The 18,853-nt window shown below is 69.2% G+C and carries 16 protein-coding genes; 1 reads left to right on the top strand and 15 read right to left on the bottom strand.

Going from position 1 to position 18,853, the window contains the following annotated elements; genetic code table 11:
* Positions 1–19: 19 nt before the first annotated feature.
* Entirely contained in the window at positions 20–1,651 is a 1,632-nt protein-coding gene (locus tag ACWH49_RS00315; RefSeq protein ID WP_448169618.1) for a flavin-containing monooxygenase, read from the top strand.
* Positions 1,652–1,664: 13 nt separating this feature from the next.
* Here the strand turns inward: ACWH49_RS00315 and ACWH49_RS00320 are convergent, their stop codons facing one another.
* The 15 genes from ACWH49_RS00320 to ACWH49_RS00390 form a co-directional block, all read right to left on the bottom strand.
* Positions 1,665–2,396 (bottom strand): metallophosphoesterase family protein, encoded by a 732-nt coding sequence (locus tag ACWH49_RS00320; protein ID WP_448169619.1) that lies wholly within the window; start codon positions 2,394–2,396, stop codon positions 1,665–1,667.
* Positions 2,397–2,413: 17 nt separating this feature from the next.
* Positions 2,414–3,280 carry an alpha/beta fold hydrolase gene (locus ACWH49_RS00325; RefSeq protein WP_448169620.1) on the bottom strand — a complete coding sequence of 289 codons (867 nt, stop codon included), beginning with the start codon at positions 3,278–3,280 and terminating at the stop codon, positions 2,414–2,416.
* Complete coding sequence (locus ACWH49_RS00330; RefSeq protein ID WP_448169621.1) at positions 3,277–4,197, bottom strand: alpha/beta fold hydrolase; 921 nt, start codon at positions 4,195–4,197, stop codon at positions 3,277–3,279. The genes ACWH49_RS00325 and ACWH49_RS00330 overlap by 4 nt, the downstream gene beginning before the upstream one ends.
* A gap of 4 nt (positions 4,198–4,201) precedes the next feature.
* Positions 4,202–6,238 (bottom strand): oxidoreductase, encoded by a 2,037-nt coding sequence (locus ACWH49_RS00335; RefSeq protein WP_448169622.1) that lies wholly within the window; start codon positions 6,236–6,238, stop codon positions 4,202–4,204.
* Positions 6,239–6,266: 28 nt separating this feature from the next.
* Positions 6,267–7,385 (bottom strand): NADH:flavin oxidoreductase/NADH oxidase, encoded by a 1,119-nt coding sequence (locus tag ACWH49_RS00340; RefSeq protein WP_448169623.1) that lies wholly within the window; start codon positions 7,383–7,385, stop codon positions 6,267–6,269.
* Between the two features lie 13 nt (positions 7,386–7,398).
* A complete protein-coding gene (locus tag ACWH49_RS00345) occupies positions 7,399–8,319 on the bottom strand; it encodes an MBL fold metallo-hydrolase (RefSeq protein WP_448169624.1) in 921 nt (306 codons plus the stop codon).
* Between the two features lie 24 nt (positions 8,320–8,343).
* Positions 8,344–9,132 carry an enoyl-CoA hydratase/isomerase family protein gene (locus tag ACWH49_RS00350; protein ID WP_448169625.1) on the bottom strand — a complete coding sequence of 263 codons (789 nt, stop codon included), beginning with the start codon at positions 9,130–9,132 and terminating at the stop codon, positions 8,344–8,346.
* Positions 9,133–9,162: 30 nt separating this feature from the next.
* On the bottom strand, positions 9,163–9,969 hold the full coding sequence (locus ACWH49_RS00355) for an enoyl-CoA hydratase-related protein (RefSeq protein ID WP_448169626.1): 807 nt from the start codon (positions 9,967–9,969) through the stop codon (positions 9,163–9,165).
* 36 nt (positions 9,970–10,005) lie between these two features.
* Positions 10,006–10,800: an enoyl-CoA hydratase-related protein gene (locus ACWH49_RS00360; protein WP_448169627.1), complete on the bottom strand. Its 795-nt coding sequence runs from the start codon at positions 10,798–10,800 to the stop codon at positions 10,006–10,008.
* Positions 10,801–10,835: 35 nt separating this feature from the next.
* On the bottom strand, positions 10,836–12,830 hold the full coding sequence (locus ACWH49_RS00365; protein ID WP_448169628.1) for an acetyl/propionyl/methylcrotonyl-CoA carboxylase subunit alpha: 1,995 nt from the start codon (positions 12,828–12,830) through the stop codon (positions 10,836–10,838).
* A complete protein-coding gene (locus ACWH49_RS00370; RefSeq protein WP_448169629.1) occupies positions 12,831–13,631 on the bottom strand; it encodes an enoyl-CoA hydratase/isomerase family protein in 801 nt (266 codons plus the stop codon).
* Positions 13,632–13,638: 7 nt separating this feature from the next.
* Positions 13,639–14,799, bottom strand: coding sequence for an acyl-CoA dehydrogenase family protein (locus tag ACWH49_RS00375; protein ID WP_448169630.1), 1,161 nt, complete (start codon positions 14,797–14,799; stop codon positions 13,639–13,641).
* Between the two features lie 20 nt (positions 14,800–14,819).
* Complete coding sequence (locus ACWH49_RS00380; protein ID WP_448169631.1) at positions 14,820–16,013, bottom strand: CaiB/BaiF CoA transferase family protein; 1,194 nt, start codon at positions 16,011–16,013, stop codon at positions 14,820–14,822.
* Positions 16,014–16,035: 22 nt separating this feature from the next.
* Complete coding sequence (locus ACWH49_RS00385; protein ID WP_448169632.1) at positions 16,036–17,643, bottom strand: acyl-CoA carboxylase subunit beta; 1,608 nt, start codon at positions 17,641–17,643, stop codon at positions 16,036–16,038.
* A gap of 61 nt (positions 17,644–17,704) precedes the next feature.
* Entirely contained in the window at positions 17,705–18,844 is a 1,140-nt protein-coding gene (locus tag ACWH49_RS00390; protein ID WP_448169633.1) for an acyl-CoA dehydrogenase family protein, read from the bottom strand.
* Between the last annotated feature and the right edge of the window lie 9 nt (positions 18,845–18,853).

An 18,853-nucleotide genomic window follows, 5' to 3' on the forward strand; every position in this document is an offset into this window, starting at 1 on the left:
CCAAACACGGAGAAAAGTTTTGCCCAAAGACCTGCCAGCTGCCCGCCGCACGCCAGAGCGTGAGTTCGTGATCATCGGCGCCGGCATGTGCGGCCTGTACCAGTTGCACAAGCTGTTGCAGCTTGGTGCCGACGTCACGGTGCTCGAACGCGGCGACGACGTCGGCGGCACCTGGTACTGGAACCGCTACCCCGGCTGTCGTTTCGATTCGGAGAGCTACACCTACGGCTACGCGTTCTCGAAGGAGCTGCTGGCCGAGTGGGACTGGACAGAACACTTCTCGCCGCAGCCGGAAAACCTTCGCTACGTGAACTACGTGGTCGAGAAGTTCGATCTGCGCCGGCACGTCCAGTTCGGCTGCTCGCTCGAGCGCGCGACCTTCGACGAGCACAACGAGCTGTGGACGCTCGAGCTGGCCGGCGGGCGCACCCTGACGTGCCGCTTCCTGCTCACCGCGATCGGACTGCTTTCCGCACCCACGATGCCACGCCTGAAGGGCATGGACAGCTTCCGCGGGCCGTCGTTCCACACCTATCACTGGCCCAAGGAGCCGGTGGACCTGGCGGGCAAGCGGGTGGCGGTCATCGGCACGGGCGCCACCGGCGTGCAGCTGATCGGCGCGATCGCCGACAAGGTGGGCGAGCTCACGGTGTTCCAGCGCCGGCCGAACTGGTGCGCGCCGCTGCACAACGCGCCCATCCCGCCGGCCGAAATGGCTGACATCCGATCCCGCTACGACGAGATCTTCAAGAAGTGCGACCTGACGCCGGGCGGCTTCATCCACGGACCGGACCGGCGCCGGGTGGCCGAAGTGCCGCGTGAAGAGCGCCTGGCATTCTGGGAGCGGCTGTATGCCACGCCGGGCTTCGCGATCTGGCTCGGCAACTTCCGCGACGTGCTGATGGACGAGGCCGCCAATGCCGAGTTCTCGGCCTTCGTGGCCGAGAAGATCCGCCAGCGTGTGAAAGACCCGGTGCTGGCCGATAAGCTGATCCCCAAGGATCACGGCTTCGGCGTGCAGCGCGTGCCGATGGAGACGCGCTACTACGAAGCCTACAACCGCCCCAACGTGCACCTGGTGAGCATCGGTGATACCCCGATCGAATGCATCACGCCCACCGGCATCCGCACCAGCGAACGCGAGTACGAGTTCGACCTGATCGTCTACGCCACAGGCTTCGATGCGGTGACCGGCGCCTTCGACAACATCGACTTCGTCGGCGTGAACGGTGAGCGTCTGCGCGACAAGTGGCGCGACGGGCCGGTCAACTACCTGGGCCTGCAGGCCGCCGGGTTCCCCAACCTCTTCATGCTGGCAGGGCCACAGAGCGCATCGCTTTCAACGAACTTTCCGCGTGGCATCGAGACGGTGGTCGACTGGGCGAGCTCGCTGTTCGAGCACGTCGTGCAGCAGGCGATCACGCGCGTCGAGCCGACCGTGGAAGCCGAGACACTGTGGACCGAGCATGTGAAGGAGCTGTACCAGGGCCTGCTGCTGCGCAAGGCGAAGTCATGGTTCACCGGTTACAACTCCAACCTCGAAGGGCACGACAAGATCCGTTACCTCATCTACAACGGCGGCGCCCCGCGCTATCGCCAGCGGCTTTCCGAAGTCGCCGCGCAAGGCTATGAAGGGTTTCGCCTTTCGTGATCGGCGGCGGCTGTCAACCGACCCGCCGGATCGACACCACGGGTTCGGCGCCGTGTTCGAGGTCGACGGTGACGAACGTGCCGGAGTGCTCTGAAAGCCGCTCCGGCGCCCCGCAGTAGTAGGCCACGGTGGCGCCCCTCGACACATTGCGCAGGCCGTGGTGGTGGCCGAGCGCCACGTAATCACGCCCACTCGCTTCGATCTGATCGGCCCGGATCGGCGATGAACGCCTGCTGTGATAGCCGTCCTCGACGAAGATGCCGTGCCCCATCGCGAGGTTCCACCAACCGTCATGAATGTCGGGCATATCGGCCAGAGGGCGGAAGTCCGGCGAATGAACGGCCATGCCCTTGCCCCAGGCGCTGATCTTCAATTCCGGCAGTTCGAGCGTCTCGCCCTGCGGGCTCATGACCATCTGCACGTTGGCGATGCGGTTGAAATCGTGGCGTCGGTAAATTCCGTCGTCTTCCAGGCAGTCATGGTTGCCCGGAATCATCAGCACGGGGAGCGGCAGACGGCCCAGCGCCTCCATGGCCCAGACGATGGTGTCATCGGAGGCGCGGTTGGAGTCGAACAGGTCGCCGACGATCAGCAAGGCATCGGGGCGCTGTTCAATGACGTTGTCGAGCAGCGTTCGAAACCGGTCGCGGCAGCGGTCACGCCGGTCGATGCGGTCTTCTCCGCCGTGGTAGTCGGTATCCAGATGGATGTCAGAGACATGGGCAAGACGGACTTTGGTGCGCATGGCGGCAATCGAGCGCGTCAGGAAAGCGATGGTCCGAACAGGAAGCGCCGAACGCTGTCGGCGAACGCGTCGGGCTGGTCGGTGAACAGGGCGTGCCCGGCGCGCTCGATGCGTTCGACGCTGCAGCGCGGCATCGTCGCGGCCATGCGCTCGGCCAACGCCGGCGTCACGACGCGACTGTGGCTGCCGTATTGCAGCAAGGTCGGGGTCGGGATGGCGCCCACCATGCCCCACAGATCCATCGACGCGGGAACAGGCCGCCGGTGCTGCGACAAGGCCGGGTCGTACTTCCAGGTGTAGGCGCCGGTGTCGGTCCTGCGCACGCCTTGGGCCACGCTTTCCGCGACCACGTCGGGCGGTGCCATGGCCATGATCCGGCGCAGATAGGCCGTCGCGGATTCGACGGATTCGAAATCCTGCGGCGGCGGCGCTTCAGAGATGCGGGACAGGTCGGTGCCCGGCGCCACCTCGGGCAGGCCGGCCGTGATGTCCACGAGCACAAGGCGCTCCAGATCCTCGGGGTGGCGGTGCGCATACACCATCGACACCAGCCCACCCAGCGAGTGGCCGATCAGCGTGAAGCGGGTCAAGCCCCGCTGCGTGACCACCGCACGCAGGTCGCGGTAGAAATCCTCGAGCTGATAGCTGTCCGCGCCACCCCAGCCGCTGTCGCCGTGACCCCGCTGGTCCAGCGCCAGGATGTGGAGCTGGTCGCTGAAGCGGCGCGCGAAATTGTTCCAGACATGGGCGTGCAGACGGATGCCGTGCACCAGGATCACCGGATGCCCGCCGTGGTTGCCCCAATCCAGGTGATGCAAGTTCAGATCGTCGTGGACGACGAAACGGCTTTGCGCCGGGACGGGTGGGGTCATGGCGCCCTTCACGTCGACTGCCCTGGCACAGGGCCATTCATCGCTTCATCGATCAGCCGCGCGACGAGCGCCGGATCTTCCATCGGCAACATGTGGGTCTTGTCGGTCAGGTTGAGGTCGCGGCCGTGGCGAAACTCCTGGGCCAGCCCGGGCCACGTCGGCGACCCCAGCGGATCCCAAGGCAGGATGCTCGGATCGCCCGAGCCGGCGCGCACCACGAGCACCGGGATCTGCAGCGCACGGATGCTGGCGTAGATGCCCAGGTTCTGCTGCGCCAGCGGATAGACCTTGCCTTCGAAGGCCGGATCGCAGGCGAGCTGGAAGCCGCTGCCGCCGTCGGCCGGGCGCAGGCCATGATCGCAGTAGTCGCGCAGGGCCTGACGATCGAACACGTGGTACGGCGGCCGCTCGACGAACCGGTCGAACATCGCCTGGGCAGAGTCGAAGCGGTTCTTGCGCGCGGCCGCCGGATGCAGCGCGCCGGACGGCGGCAAGGGCCGGTGGTACTCGGCCGGCGCGAAGATCGTCGGATCGATCAGCACCAGCCGCGCGAACCGGCCCGGCTGGTAGGCGGCCGCCTGCACCAGCGCATGGGCGCCCAAGCTGTGGCCGACGCCCACCGCGTCTTGCGCGTCGAGCGCGACGGCGAGCGCGGCCAGGTCGTGGCCGAAGTCCGCCCAGCCGTCGAAGTCCGCCGCCTCGCTGCGGCCATGGCCGCGCTGCTCGGCCGCGATCACATGGCGGCCCGGCAGCCGGTGGACGACTTGGTCCCACACGCGGCCATGAAAGCCGGTGGCATGCACCAGCCACACGCTGGGCCCTTGACGGCGCCGCTCGGGGCGCCACTCGAACCAGGCCTGGCCAATGCCGTTCGCGACGGTGCGATGCAGGCGCGGCGCGTCGGTCGTCGTCGTGGGCGCGGTGTTCATGGCCTCAGATCACGGCCGCCAGGCGACTGGCCTGGTCGATGGCGCGCTTCGCGTCGAGCTCGACCGCCTCGAAAGCGCCGCCCACCAGATGCGTGCGCACCCCGCTGGCCTGCAGCGCGTCGTACACGCTGCGCAGCGGCGTCTGACCGGCGCAGACGATGACGCTGTCGGCCTCGAACAGCCGAGGCTCGCCGCCCACCCGCGTGTGCAGGCCGGCGTCGTCGATCTTCAGGTACTCGACCCCGCCCACCATTTGCACGCCGCGCCGGCCCAGGCTCATGCGGTGCGTCCAGCCGGTGGTGCGGCCCAGCGTCTTGCCGAGCGCGTCGGGCTTGCGCTGCAGCAGAGCGACCGTGCGCTCCGACTTTTCAACCTGCGGCAACACGCCGGTGACGCCGCCGCGGGGGTGGTTGTCGAAGTCGATGCCCCATTCGCGCGCGAACACGGCCACGTCGAGCGACGCGGAAATGCCAGCGTGCGAGACCAGCGTCGCAACGTCGAAGCCGATGCCGCCCGCGCCGATGATCGCGACGTGCCGGCCCACCGGCTTGCGGCCCAGGATCACGTCGACGTACGGCAGCACCATCGGATGATCAATGCCCGGAATGTCGGGCCGGCGCGGCGTGATGCCGGTGGCGACGATCACGTCGTCGAACCCTTCGGCGCGCAGCAACGCGGCGTCGGCCGCGGTGTTCAGGCGCAGTGCGATGCCGAGCTTGTCGATCATGCGGCGGTAGTAGCGCAGCGTCTCGGCGAACTCTTCCTTGCCGGGGATGCGGCGCGCCAGGTTGAACTGGCCGCCGATCTCGGCACCGGCCTCGAACAGCGTGACATGGTGGCCGCGCTCGGCCGCCACCGTGGCGGCGGCCAGGCCGGCCGGCCCGGCGCCGATGACTGCGATGCGCTTGGGCGCCGCTGCGGGCCGATAGTTCAGCTGGGTCTCGTTGCACGCCCGCGGGTTGACCAGGCAGGTCACCTGCTGGCGCCCGCCGAAGTAGTGGTCCAGGCAGGCCTGGTTGCAGGCGATGCAGGTGTTGATCTCGTCCTCGCGGCCCTCGGCGGTCTTCAGCACGAACTGCGAGTCGGCCAGCATCGGCCGCGCCATCGACACCAGGTCGGCGTCGCCGCGCGCGAGCACCTGCTCGGCCACCGCCGGCATGTTGATCCGGTTGCTGGTGATGACCGGCACGCTGACGGCCTGGCGCAGCCGGCCGGTGACCTGCGAGAACGCCGCGCGCGGCACCATCGTCGCGATGGTCGGCACCGGCGCCTCGTGCCAGCAGAAATGGGTGCTGATGATGCTGACGCCCGCCGCTTGCAAGCCCTGCGCGAGCGAGGTGATCTCGTCCCAGGCCAGGCCACCGTCGAGCATGTCCATCGCCGGGACGCGGAAGATCACGATGAAGCGCTCGCCGACCGCGGCGCGCACCCGGCGCACGACCTCGAGCGCGAAGCGCATGCGGTTCTCCCACGGCCCGCCCCATTGATCCGTGCGCAGGTTGGTCTTGCGCACCATGAAGGCGCTGATCAGGTAGCCGGCCGAGCCGATGATCTCGACGCCGTCGTAGCCGGCCGATTGCGCCAGCGCCGCGCAGTTGGCGAAATCGCTGAGCTGCTTCTCGATGCCCGCTTCGTCGAGCTCGCTGGGCGTGTAGCGGCCGATGCGCGACTTGACCGCCGACGGCGCGACGCAGGTCGGCGTGTCGGCCAGCGCGCCGGTGTGCAGGATCTGCAAACAGATCTTCACGTCGGGGTCGGCCGCGTGCACCGCGCGCGTGATCAGGCGGTGCTGCTCGGCTTGCTCGGGGCTGGCCAGCTTGCTGTCCAGCCCGCCCTCGTCGTTGGGCGGGAAGCCGCCGGTGATGATCATGCCGACACCGCCGCGCGCGCGCTCCGCGAAATACTCGGCCATGCGCGGGAATCCGCCGAGCGTTTCCTCCAGCCCGGTGTGCATCGAGCCCATCAGGATGCGATTCTTCAGCCGCGTGTGCCCCAGATCGAGCGGGGCGAAGACATGGGGGTAGCGCGTGGTACCGTTCATCGCGAAGCCTGTCGGTGGTGTGAGGGGACTATGCACCGCCATGGCCCGCGCGTTGCCCGCGCAGCCAGGACGAGAGATAGCCGCAGATGTACTGCGGCGGGTGAGCCACCTCGCCGCCGAGTTCCGCAGCGGCACGCCAAGGCCAGTGCGGGTCGTGCAGCATGCCGCGCGCGATGGCCGCCAGGTCGCACTGGCCCTCGGCGATGGCGCGGTTCGCATGGACCGGGTCGAACAGCATGCCCACGCCCATCACCGGCAGGCCGGCGGCCACGCGCACCGCGGCCGCCAGCGGCAGTTGATAGCCTTCGCCGAGCGGGATCTTCTGTTGCAGGGACATGCCGCCGCTCGACACGGTGATGAAGTCGCAGCCGCGCGCCTTCAGTTCGCGCGCGAACGCGCACGAGTCGTCGAGCGTCCAGCCACCGTCGACCCAGTCGGTCGCCGAGATGCGCACATCCAGCGGGCGCTCGCGCGGCCACTCGGCGCGCACCGCGTCGAACACCTCGAGCGGGAAGCGCATGCGATTGTCCAGGCTGCCGCCATGCGCGTCGCCGCGCTGGTTGCTCAGCGGCGACAGGAAGCTGTGCAGCAGGTAGCCGTGGGCGGCGTGCAGTTCGACCAGCTCGAAGCCCAGGCGCGCCGCGCGCCGGGTGGCTTGCACGAAGGCATCGCACACCGTCTTCATGCCCTGCGAGTCGAGTGCCTCGGGTCGCGGCCAGCCGGTATCGAACGCCAGCGCCGACGCGGCGACGGTGGGCCAAGGATCATGGCCCGCCTTGAGCGCGTCGCCACGCTCTTCCCAGGGCCGGTGCGCCGAGCCCTTGCGGCCCGAGTGTGCGAGCTGGACGCCGAGACGGGCGTTGCCGTGGCGGCGAAAGAAATCGACCACGCGCACCAGCGCCGCCTCGTTCTCGTCGGAGTACAGCCCCAGGCAACCGTGCGTGATGCGGCCGCGGCGCTCGACATGCGTGGCCTCGACGATCACCAGCCCGGCGCCCGAGACGGCGTACTGGCCCAGATGCACCAGGTGCCAGTCGGTGGCGCAGCCGTCGACCGCGCTGTACTGGCACATGGGCGAGACGACGATGCGGTTCGGCAGTTCGAGCTCGCGCAGCCGCAGCGGGCTCAGTAAAGCGGGAACATTCATGGGATCGTGCACCTCAGGCATCGTGGATCGTGTCGCCGACGCGTCGCAGCACCTGCGATCGCACCAGCTCCTGCGTGAGCTGCTCGATCCAGTCGACCACCGGCGCCGACGCGGCGAAGCGTTGGTGAATCGTCTGGAAGTGGCGCGTGCCGGCGGCCCATGCGACCAACTCGACCACGGGCATCTGTCTGCTGTCCAGCAGCTTGAATTTCAGCATCACCTTGGCGGCGTGGCGGGCGTGCCGCTCCGGGTTCTCGATGAACGCATCGAGGCGCGCGCGCGCCCGGCCCAGAACCTCAGGCGCGAAGGCGAACACCCGACCATGGCCGGGGATGACCCAATGAGGATCGAGCCGCTCGATCAGGTCGAGGGTCGAACCCTCCTGGTCGAAGGCGGCTTGGCCTTCGAGCTCCTCGAAGACCACGCCGAAACCGTTTTCCCACAAGGCATCGGCCGAGATCAGCGTGCGCGACCGCGGCTCGAACAGAATGACCGAATCGGGATCGTGGCCGGGCGCGGCGTGGACCTGCCACATCGTGTCGGCCAGTTCGATCTCGGTGCCGGGCAGCACGTGACCGTCGAACCCGAAGCGCGGGCAGAGTTGCCCGGTCGGGGCGTAGCCAAGGGCGACCGGATCCCAGTGCGCGACCGCGCCGGACAGGCCGGGCGGAATCAGCGTCCGCACTGCCGGATACAGCTGCTGGAGCGCGGCGTTGCCGCCGCAGTGGTCGCTGTGAAGATGGGTGTTGACGAGCCGGTCCAGCGTGCGCCCGCGCAACGCCGCGGCGACCAGCGCCGTGGTCTGTCGCGCATGCGTACAGTAGCCGCTGTCGACAAGCGCGCTGGACCGCGCACCGAGGAACAGCATGCTGTTGCTCGACAGCCAGCCGCGCTCGATGACTTGCAACCCGTTCGGAAGCCGAATGTCGGTCACGCCGCCCTCGTCCGCAACCGTGCGTCAGTGCCCCTTCCACACCGGCTTGCGCTTCTCCGCGAATGCACGCGGGCCCTCCTGCGCGTCCTCGCTGGCATACGCGGCGCGGTAAATGTTCTGCGCCAGTGCCATGCCAGCATCGCAGCCAGCGCTCATCGCCGTCATGATCGATTCCTTGCCGGCCATCACCGACAGCGGTGCGTTGTCGCGGATGCGTTCTGCCAGCGACTGGGCGCGCGCGCGCACCGCGTCGGGCGTGTCTTCGAGGTAGTTGATGAAGCCGAGCTGGTGGAAGGTGTCGATCGGGTACAGCTCGCCGGTCAGCACCATCTCCATCAGCAGCGGCTGCGGCAGCATCCACAGCAGCGGAATGGCCCACGGGCTGCCGCGCCCGGCGATGCGCGTTTCGGTGATGCCGACCTGCGTGCCCTTCAGGCCCACGCGCAGGTCGGAATTCAGGCTCAGCATCATGCCGCCGGCGATCAGGTGCCCGGTCATGGCCGCGATGATGGGCTTGGCCACGCGGCGCTGGCGGCCGTGGAACGGGTCCTTCATCTTGGTCAGGATGTCGACGCCCTCCTCCTTCTTCACGCGCGCCGCTTCGCGCAGGTCCAGGCCCGCGCAAAAGGTGCCGCAATCGGCCGAGGTCAGGATGGCCACGCGCACGTTCTTGTCGGCGTCGACCTCGCCCCAGCAGTCGTGCAATCGGTTCGCTGCCGCGGGCGACAGCGCGTTGCGGATTTCGGGGCGGTTGATCTTGACGGTGGCGATGCCGTCGCGCACCTGGTAAATCACGGTGTCTGCGTCGTTCATGGGTTGTCTTTCTGTCGCGAGAGGGTTGATTCAGGCTGCGGGTTCGTGCTGGCGGCGCCATGCCGGCGCGCGCTTCTCGAAGAAGCTCGTGAGGCCCTCGCGCGCTTCCTCCGTCTCCCAGAAGTCGGCCAGGCGGTCCACCGTGTAGATCAGGTTGTCCGCGGTGTCGTGGGCCAGTACGAACTGCACCAGCTTCTTGGTCATCTGCACCGCGCCCGGGGCACAGGCCAGCGCCCGGTCGATCTCGGCATTGACCGCGTTGTCGAGTTCCGCCACGGCGACGACCTCGTGCACCAGGCCGTAGCGTTGCGCCTCGGCGGCCGACATGATCTTGCCGTTCAGGAACACCCGACGGGCGTAACTCGGGCCGAGCTTGGCCGCGACATACGGCGAAATGGTGGCGGGCACCAGGCCCAAGCGAACCTCGCTGAGCGAGATCCGCGCGCTGTCCACGGCCACCACGACATCGCAGATGGCGATCAGGCCGACCCCGCCGCCGTAGGCCGAGCCGTTGATGCGGCCGATGATCGGGCGTCCGAAGGTGTCGAGCCGCGCCAGCAGCGCGGCGAGTGGCGCACCGCTGCGGATGCGGCTGGCGCGGTCTTGGCTGCCCTGGCTCTGCTGCCAGCGGAAGTCGCCGCCGGAGCAGAAATTCTCGCCGTCGCCGCTCAGCACTACGACGCGCGCCGCGGGGTTGGCTTCGATGAGGTCGAGCGCCTCGCCGATCTCCTGGAACATCGTCGGGTTCAGCGCGTTGTGAACATCGGGCCGCGCCAGCGTGAGGCGCGCGACGCCGGCCGCATCGAACACGAGCCGGATGGTCTCGAAGACTTTCATGGATTCATGGCCTTTCGTTGGTGAAAACTGGGCGCCTCACCCGCGCGTGACCTTCCAGGCCGCCGGGCGCTTGGCGAGGAACGCGGCGATGCCTTCGCCAGCGTTCTCGGTCTCCCAGGCGTCGGCCAGCGCGGCGGCGGTGTAGTCCATGCAGTCGCGCGGCGGGCGGCCGATCACGTCGTTGAACAGCTTCTTGGTCGAGGCGATCGAGCCGGCCGGGATCGCCATGATCAGCGCCAGCTCTTCCTCGACCGCGCGGTCCAGTTCCTCCGGCGCGGCGACGCGATCGACCAGGCCGATGCGCTCGGCCTGCGCCGCGTCGATGAACTGCGCCGTCAGCGCGTAGCGGCGCGAGCGCGCCAGGCCGATGCGGCGCGCGACATACGGGCTGATGTTCGCCGGCAGGAGGCCCAGGCGCGCCTCGGTCAGCGAGAAGCGCGCGGCGGTCGAGGCCACCCCGACGTCGCAGATGCAGGTCATGCCGAAGCCGCCGCCGGTTGCCGCGCCGTTGATGCGGCCGACGACGACCTTGGGCAGGTTGTCGAATTCGTAGAACAGCTCGGCCAGGACCTTCGATTCCGCGATGCGCTCCGAACGGCTCTGCTTGAGCACGCTTTGCATCCAGTTCAGGTCGCCGCCGGCGCAAAAGGACTTGCCCTCGCCGGTCAGCACCACCGCGCGCAGCTTGTCGTTGGCGGCGATGACCCGCAACGCATGGCGCAGCTCCTGCACCAGCCCCATGCTCATCGCGTTCTGGATGTCAGGGCGCGCCAGCGTCAGCCGCGCAACGTAGTCGCCATCCATTTCCAGCCTGATCGATTCGTACTTCAACGTCGTCTCCTTGTTGTCATTGAATGGGTGGGGCGCTATGCCGCTTCCGCGGCGTTGACCACCGCCACCACCAAGCCGCGCTCCACCGTCTGCCCCGCCGCGACCGTCAGGCTGCGCAGCGTGCCGTCGTGTTCGGCGCAGATCTTCAGTTCCATCTTCATCGACTCCATCGACACCACCACGTCGCCGGCGCGCACCGCGTCGCCGACCGCGGCGTGGGTCTGAAGAATCGTGCCCATCATCGGCGTGCGCAGCTCGCCCGAGGTCACCGGCGCTGCGGCGGCCTGGGCCAGGTAGGCGATCGCCTCGAAGACGAACGCGCTGCCCTGGGCCTGCACGAACAGGTTGCCGTCGCGGCGCGCGATGGCCAGGGTTTCGACCGCATCGCCGACGCCGAGCTGCCACAGCCCGCCCTGCGCGCGCAGCGACAGGCGGATGCGCTCGTCATCCACCTGCACCAGCAGTTCACCATCGGCCAGCCGCGCGCCGAAGCGGATCTGGCGCAGCTGTTTTCCGTCGCGCAGCAGCAGCGTCGGCACCGCCGTCACCGGGTCGTCGCCGGCGTGCATCTGCCAGCCGGTGACGTCGGCCGCGGTCCAGGCGCCGTACGAGGCGGCGGTCTGCCGCGCATCGAGCAACCACCACGCGGCGGCCGCGGCCAGCAGCGTCGTCGGCGCGGGTTCGGCGCGGCCTTGCGCCGTCAGCACTTCGTCGACGCTGCGGGTGTGGAAGCTGGCGTCGCGCGTTTGCGGCAACGCGATCAGCTGCTGCAGGAAGCGGCAGTTGGTCGTCACGCCGAGCACGCGCGTGGCGCCGAGTGCCAGCCCGAGGCGGTCGAGTGCGGCATCGCGATCCGGCGCGTGCACGATCAGCTTGGCCAGCATCGAGTCGTAGTACGGCGTCACCACCGAGCCCGCGCGCACGCCGCTCTCGACACGCACGCCGATACCCGGGAACTGCACGTCGATGATCTCGCCGGTCGACGGCATGAAGTCGTGCGCGGCATCCTCGGCACAGACGCGCGCCTCGACCGCGTGGCCACGCAGCGTCACGTCGGCCTGGCGCAGCGGCAGGCCCTCGCCGGCCGCCACGCGCAGCATCAGCTCGACGATGTCGACACCGGTGACCTCTTCCGTCACCGGGTGCTCGACCTGCAGCCGCGGGTTCACTTCGAGGAACCAGTGCCGGTCGCCGGCGACGAGGAACTCGACCGTGCCGACGCCGCGGTAGTTCAGCCGCTGCGCGAGCCGCACCGCGTCGGCCAGCATCAGTTCGCGCAACCCGGCGGGCAGCGGCGCGGCGGGCGCTTCCTCGATCAGCTTCTGGTGCCGGCGCTGCAGCGTGCATTCGCGCTCGAACAGGTGGATGACCTCGCCGCGCCCGTCGCCGGCGATCTGCACCTCGACATGCCGGCCGCGTTCGATGTACGGCTCGACGATCAGCGCCGGGTCGCCGAACGCGCTCTTGGCTTCGCGCATCGCGGTGCCGATGGCATCCGGCAACGCGTCGTGCTGCCGCACCACATGCATGCCCTTGCCGCCGCCGCCCGCGGCCGGCTTCAGCAGCACCGGCAGCGGCAGTGCGCGCGCCCAGGCGGCCACCACCTCGGCGTCGGCGCTGGCTTGCTCGCCGCCGCCGAGCACGGCCACATCGGCCGCACGGGCCTCGGCCTTCGCCGACGCCTTGTTGCCGAGACGTTCGATGACCTCCGGCGTCGGGCCGATGAAGACCAGCCCGGCGGCCTCGACCGCACGCGCGAACGCGGGGTTCTCGGCCAGGAAGCCGTAGCCCGGGTGGATGGCCTGCGCCCCGCTGCGCCTGGCGGCGGCGATCACCGCGTCGATGCGCAGATAGCTTTCGGCTGCCGTGGCGCCACCCAGGCCGATCGATTCACCGATCACGGCCGTGTGCAGCGCATCGCGATCGGCGCTCGAATGAACACCGGCCACGGCGATGCCGAGGCGCTGGCAGGTACGGGCAATGCGGCAGGCAATCTCGCCACGATTCGCGATCAGGATCTTGGTGAACATTCAGCGTCCGCTCCAGCGCGGCACGCGCTTTTCGTTGAAGGCCTTGACGCCTTCGAGCCGGTCGTCCGACGACACCAGCACGTTGTAGGCGGCGATGTCGAGGGCGTAGCCGGTGTGGAAGTCGACCTCACCGCCGCGCGATGCGGCGAGCTTGGCATAGTGCACCGCCATCGGCGCGGCCAGCACGATCTCGCGCGCCTCGGCCACCGCCACGGTCAGCGCCTGGCCGGGCTCGGCCAGCGTGGTCACCATGTCCCATTGCGCGGCCTGCTCGGCCGAGAAGCGCCGCGCTGTCAGCAGCAGCTGCTTGGCGCGCCGCGCGCCGACGGCGCGCACCAGGTTCTGGATGCCGCCGCCGCCGGGCATGATGCCGCGCCGCACTTCGGGCAGAGAGAACACCGCCGTTCGCGCCGCCACGATCCAGTCGCACATCAGTGCCAGCTCGCAGCCGCCGCCGTGGGCGTGGCCCTCGACCGCGGCGATCGCGGGGCGCGGAAAGTCCTTCACCGCGAGCAGCACTTCCTCGGCAAGCTGGTGCTGCTTGCGCCAGGCGGCGTCGGTCATGCCGTTGCGCTGCTTCAGGTCGCCGCCGGTGCAGAAGGCGCGGTCACCGGCGCCGCTGAAAATCAGCACGCGCAGGCTGTCGTCGAACGCCAGTTCGTGCAGCGCGTTGCGCAGGTCGACGAACATCTGGGTGTTCATCGCGTTCATCACGTCGGGCCGGTTCAGCACCAGGCAGCGGATGCCGTCCTCGGGCGCGGTGCCCGGCGCGGGCTGAATCAGCAGGGTTTCGTAGTCCATCGGGCTCTCAATATGAACGCGGCATGCCCAGCAGGTGCTCGGCCACCTGCGCCAGCACCAAGTTGTTCGAGATCGGCGCGGTGCGGAACAGCCGGCTCTCCTTCCATTTGCGCTCGATGTCGTATTCGCAGGCCACGCCGTAGCCGCCGAAGGTGGTCATCGCCGCCTCGGCCGCCTCCCAGGCCGCTTCGCTGGCCAGGTACTTGACCATCGTCGCCTCGCGCCCGCACGGCAGGCCGGCGTCGAACAGCGTGGCGGCCTTGTTGCGCATCAGTTCGGCGGCCTCGATGTTCATGTGGGCGCGCGCGATCGGGAACTGCACGCCCTGGTTGGCGCCGATCGGGCGGTCGAAGACAACGCGCTCGCTGCCGTAGCGCGCAGCCTTCCCGACGAACCAGTGGCCGTCGCCGATCGCCTCGCTGGCCACCAGCAGACGCTCGGAATGCAGCGAATCCAGCAGGTAGTGGAAGCCCTTGCCTTCCTCGCCGATGCGGTCGTCGTCGGTGAGTTCGAGGTTGTCGATGAAGACCTGGAAGGTGTGGTGGTTGATCATCGTGCGGATCGGCGTGGCCTTCAGCGACGCGCCCGCCTTCTTGATGTCGATCAGGAACAGGCTCAGGCCGTCGGTCTTCTTCTTCACCGCGTCGATCGGCGTGGTGCGCGCGATCAGCAGGTACATGTGCGAGTGGCTGTAGCGCGAGGTCCAGATCTTCTGGCCGTTGACGACGTAGCCGCCCGGCACCTTGCGCGCGAAGGTCTTGATCGCCAGCGTGTTGGAACCGGCGTCGGGCTCGGTCACGCCGAAGGCCTGCAGCCGCAGGCTGCCGTCGGCGATGCGCGGCAGCGTGCGGCGTTTCTGTGCCTCGGAGCCGTGGCGCATGATCGACGCCATCGTGTACATCTGCGCATGGCAGTGCACCGCGCTGCCGCCGTTCTGGTTGATCTCCTGCAGGATCAGGCAGGCGTCGAGCAGCGGCAGCCCGGCGCCGCCGTATTCCTCGGGGATCAGCGCGGCCAGCCAGCCGGCCTTGGCCATCGCGTCGACGAAGGCTTCAGGATAGGCGCCGTCCTGCGCGCACTGGCGCCAGTATTCGGGGCCGAAGCCCTTGCACAGCTCCTTGACGGCGGCGCGGATCTGGCCCTGGGTCTCGGTGTAGTCGAAGTTCATGGGGATGTCGGCCTTGTCAGTCAATCGACGACGCGTTGCTGTCGCAGCGCCGCCAGTTCATCGGCATGCAGGCCGAGCGCCGTCAACACCTCGTCGGTGCTCGCGCCCAGCACAGGCGGCGGCTGCCCGCTGCGCCCGCGCCGGCCCTGCGAACTGAAGGGCAGGCCCATGGCCTGGTGTTGCGGTGCGCCCGGCAGCGGCAGCGCGCCCAGCATGCCCACCGCCTGCACCTGTTCGTGCGCCAGCATCTGGGCCACGTCGTGCATCTCGCTGCAGGGCGCACCGGCCGCGCGCAGCGCCGCCACGCAGTCGGCGGTGTTGCGCAGCCGGGTGCGCGCTTCGAGCTCGGCGTGCAGCGCCTCGCGGTGGCCGATGCGCGCCGACATGTCGATGAAGCGCGGGTCCTGCGCCAGGTCGGGGCAACCCAGCGCGCTGCAGATGCGGCCGAACAGCCGGTCGTTGGCCGCGGCGATGAAGACCTTGCCGTCGGCGCTGTCGAAGAGTTCGTAGGGCGCCATCATCGCCATCGCCGAACCCATCTTGCGGGGCAGGCGCTGGGTCGCCAGATAGTTCGCGACCGGCACCGTCATCCACGACAGACCGGTCTCGAGCAGGCTGGCATGCACGCGCATGCCTTCGCCCGTGGTCGCGCGGCGCAGCAGCGCGGCCAGGATCGCCATCGTGGCCCACATGCCGGTGCCCATGTCGATCAGCGACACGCCGACGCGCGCCGGCTCGTCGCCTTCGTGGCCGCTGACGCTCATGATGCCGGTGAAGGCCTGCATCAGCGGGTCGTAGCCGGGCAGCGCGCGCATCGGGCCGACTTCGCCGAAGGCGCTGATCGCGCAGTACACCAGGCGCGGATTGGCCGGCCGCAGGTGTTCGTCGCCGAGGCCGCGCGCCTCGGCGCTGCCGGGTTTGAGCGAATGCACCAGCACGTCGGCACCGGCCGCCAGGCGCGCGACCAATTGCTGGCCGGCCGCGCTGTCGAGGTCGATGCAGACGCTCTGCTTGTTGCGGTTCAGCGCCGCGAAGCCGGTCGAGACGCCGGCCACTTCGGGCGGCTTCCACTGGCGCGCATCGTCGCCGCTGCCCGGGCGTTCGATCTTGATGACTTCGGCGCCGAGGTCGCCGAGGGTCTGGGTGCAGAACGGGCCGGCCACGTTCTGCGTCAGATCGATGACGCGGCAGCCCTGGAGAATGTTCTCGAGCATGGGTGGTGTGTTGCCTGCGGCCCTACATCCGGAACACGCCGAAATGCGTGTCGCGCTGCGGCTGGCGGCCCGCCATCTCGAACAGCAGCGCCATCGTGTCGCGCGTTTCGAGCGGGTCGATGACCATGTCGCACCACATGTTGGCGGCGTAGTTGTACGGGCTGGCGAAGGTCTCGAACTGCTTGCGGATCGGCTCCTTGAAACGCTCCTTCTCGTCCTCGGTCCAGCTCGTGCCCTCGCGCTCGTGGATGTTGTCGCGCACCATCGTCATCGTCGTCGCCGCCTGCTCCGGCCCCATCAGCGCGGCGCGGCCGGTGGGCCACATCATCATCACGTGCGGCTTGAACGGCCGGCCGCACATCGCCAGGTAGGCGGCGGCATACGAGCCGCCGGTGATCAGCGTGTAGCGCGGCACGTTGGCCGAGGCCATCGCGGTCATGAACTTGGCACCGTGCTTGGCGATGCCTTCGCGCTCGACCGCCTGGCCGACCATGAAGCCCGACACGTCGGCGATGAAGAGCAGCGGGATGTCGCGCTGGCAGGCCAGCTCGATGAAGTGCGCGCCCTTCAACGCGCACTCGGAAAAGATCACGCCGTTGTTGGCCAGGATGCCGACCTGAAAGCCCTTGATGCGCGCGAAGCCGCAGATCAGCGACTGGCCGAACAGCGGCTTGAACTCCTGCAGCTCGCTGTCGTCGATCAGGCGCGCCAGCACCTCGCGGTTGTCGGTCGGGTGGCGTGTGTCGGCGCTGACGATGCCGTAGATCTCGCGCGGGTCGTAACGCGGCGGGCGGGCGGGCGCCACGTCCCAGCGCTGCTTCGGGCCGGTGCCGAGGTTGGCGACGATGTCGCGCACGATCGCGATCGCGTGGCCGTCGCTCTCGGCAAGGTGGTCGGTGACGCCGCTGATGCGGCTGTGCATGTCGCCACCGCCGAGCGTCTCGACGTCGACCACCTCTTTGGTCGCGGCGAACACCAGCTGCGGCCCGCCGAGGAACATCGCGCCCTGGTTGCGCACGATCACCGCCTCGTCGCACAGCGCCGGCAGGTAGGCGCCGCCCGCGGTGGACGGGCCGTGCACCGTCGCGATCTGCGTGATGCCCTCGCCCGACATGCGGATCTGGTTGTAGAAGATCGAGCCGAACTGTCCGTCGTCGGGGAAGATGAAGGCCTGCTCGGGCAGGTTGGCGCCGCCCGACTGGACCATCGTGATGCACGGCAGCCTGTGCTGCCACGCGAACATCTGCGCCCGCACGTGCTTCTTTGACGTGATGCCGTAATAGGTGCCGCCCTTCACGGTGGCGTCGTGGATCATCAGCATGCACGGCCGGCCGCTGACCAGGCCGACGCCGGTGATGATGCTGCCGCCCGGCGGCACGCCCTCGTACAGGCCGTCGCCGGCGAGCTGGCCGAATTCGAGGAAGGGTGAGCCGGGGTCGAGCACCGCCGCCAGGCGCTCGCGCGGCAGCAGCTGGCCGCGTTCCTTGTGCAGGCGGCGCGCTTTCTCGGGCCCACCCACGAGGGCCCGGGCGCGGCGCGCGTGCAGGTCGGCAATGCGCGCGAGGTAGGCGTCGCGGTTGCGGGCGAAGGTGTCGCTGCCGGGCGAAACCATGGTCGACATCGGCGTCATGCGCAGGCTTTCATCAAAGGGGCGTGGCGTCGGTGTGACGCGCGGGACAGACGCGTGCCCACTACGCGGGCACGCTCAGGGCAGCGAAGCGTTGCAGGTGATGGTCGACTCCGCCGAACCAGTTCTGGAACAGCGTGAGCCGGCGAAAGTAGTGGCCGATATCGAGCTCCTCGGTCATGCCGACGCCGCCGTGCAACTGCACGCCCTGCTGCCCGACATGGCGGGCGCGCTCGCCGATCGCCACCTTGGCCGCGGACACCGCGCGCGCGCGTTCGGCGGGCACCGGGTTGTCGGCCTGCAGCGCTGCCAGCAGCAGCATCGAGCGGCTGGCTTCGACCGCGGCGAACATGTCGACCAGTCGGTGCTGCAGCACCTGGAAGCTCGCCAGCGGCGCGCCGAACTGCTGGCGGGTGGCGAGGTACTCGCCGGTCTTGAACAGCACCGCCGTCATCGCGCCCAGCGCGTCGGCGCAGGCCGCGACGGTGGCCAGGTCGACGGCGCGCTCCAGCGTAGCCAGGCCGGCCGCGGGGTCGCCCAACAGGGCAGCGCCGTCGAGCGCCACGTTGTTCAGGTGCAGCTCGCCGGCACGGGCGCCGTCGTAGCGCGCATAGGCCGTCAGGCTCAGCCCCTCGGCTCGGGCCGGGACGACGAACAGGCCGATCCCGTCACGCTCGCCCGCCGCGCCAGCCGTGCGCGCAGCGACCACGAAGGCATCGGCCCACGGCGCTGCGGGGACGCCGGTCTTGTGGCCGGACAGCACCCAGCCCTGGCCCTGCCGGCGCGCGCTGGCGCTCACCCAGGCCAGTTCGTGGCGCGAATCGGCCTCGGTGTGGGCCAGCGTGTAGATGGCCTCACCGGCGATCAGCGGGGGCAGCAGGGCCGCGCATTGCGCCGCGTTGCCGGCACTGGCGATGGCCTGGCCGGCGAGCACGGTGCTGGCCAGGTAGGGCTCGACCACCAGCGACGCGCCGAGCGCCTCGGCGACCTGGATGAGCTCGGGCATCGCACCGAAGCCGCCATGCGCTTCGGGCAGGCCCAGCCCGAGCCAGCCGAACTCGGCAAAGCGGCGCCAGTGCGCGCGGCTCATGCCAGGGTCGGAGGCGATCAGCTGGTTGCGCAGGTCGAAGCGGTATTCGGCACGCAGGTATTTCTGCGCGGCATCGCGCAGCATCTTCTGTTCGGGGGTGGGCGTCAGGTCCATCGCTTGTCT

Source organism: Rhizobacter fulvus (assembly GCF_964020785.1).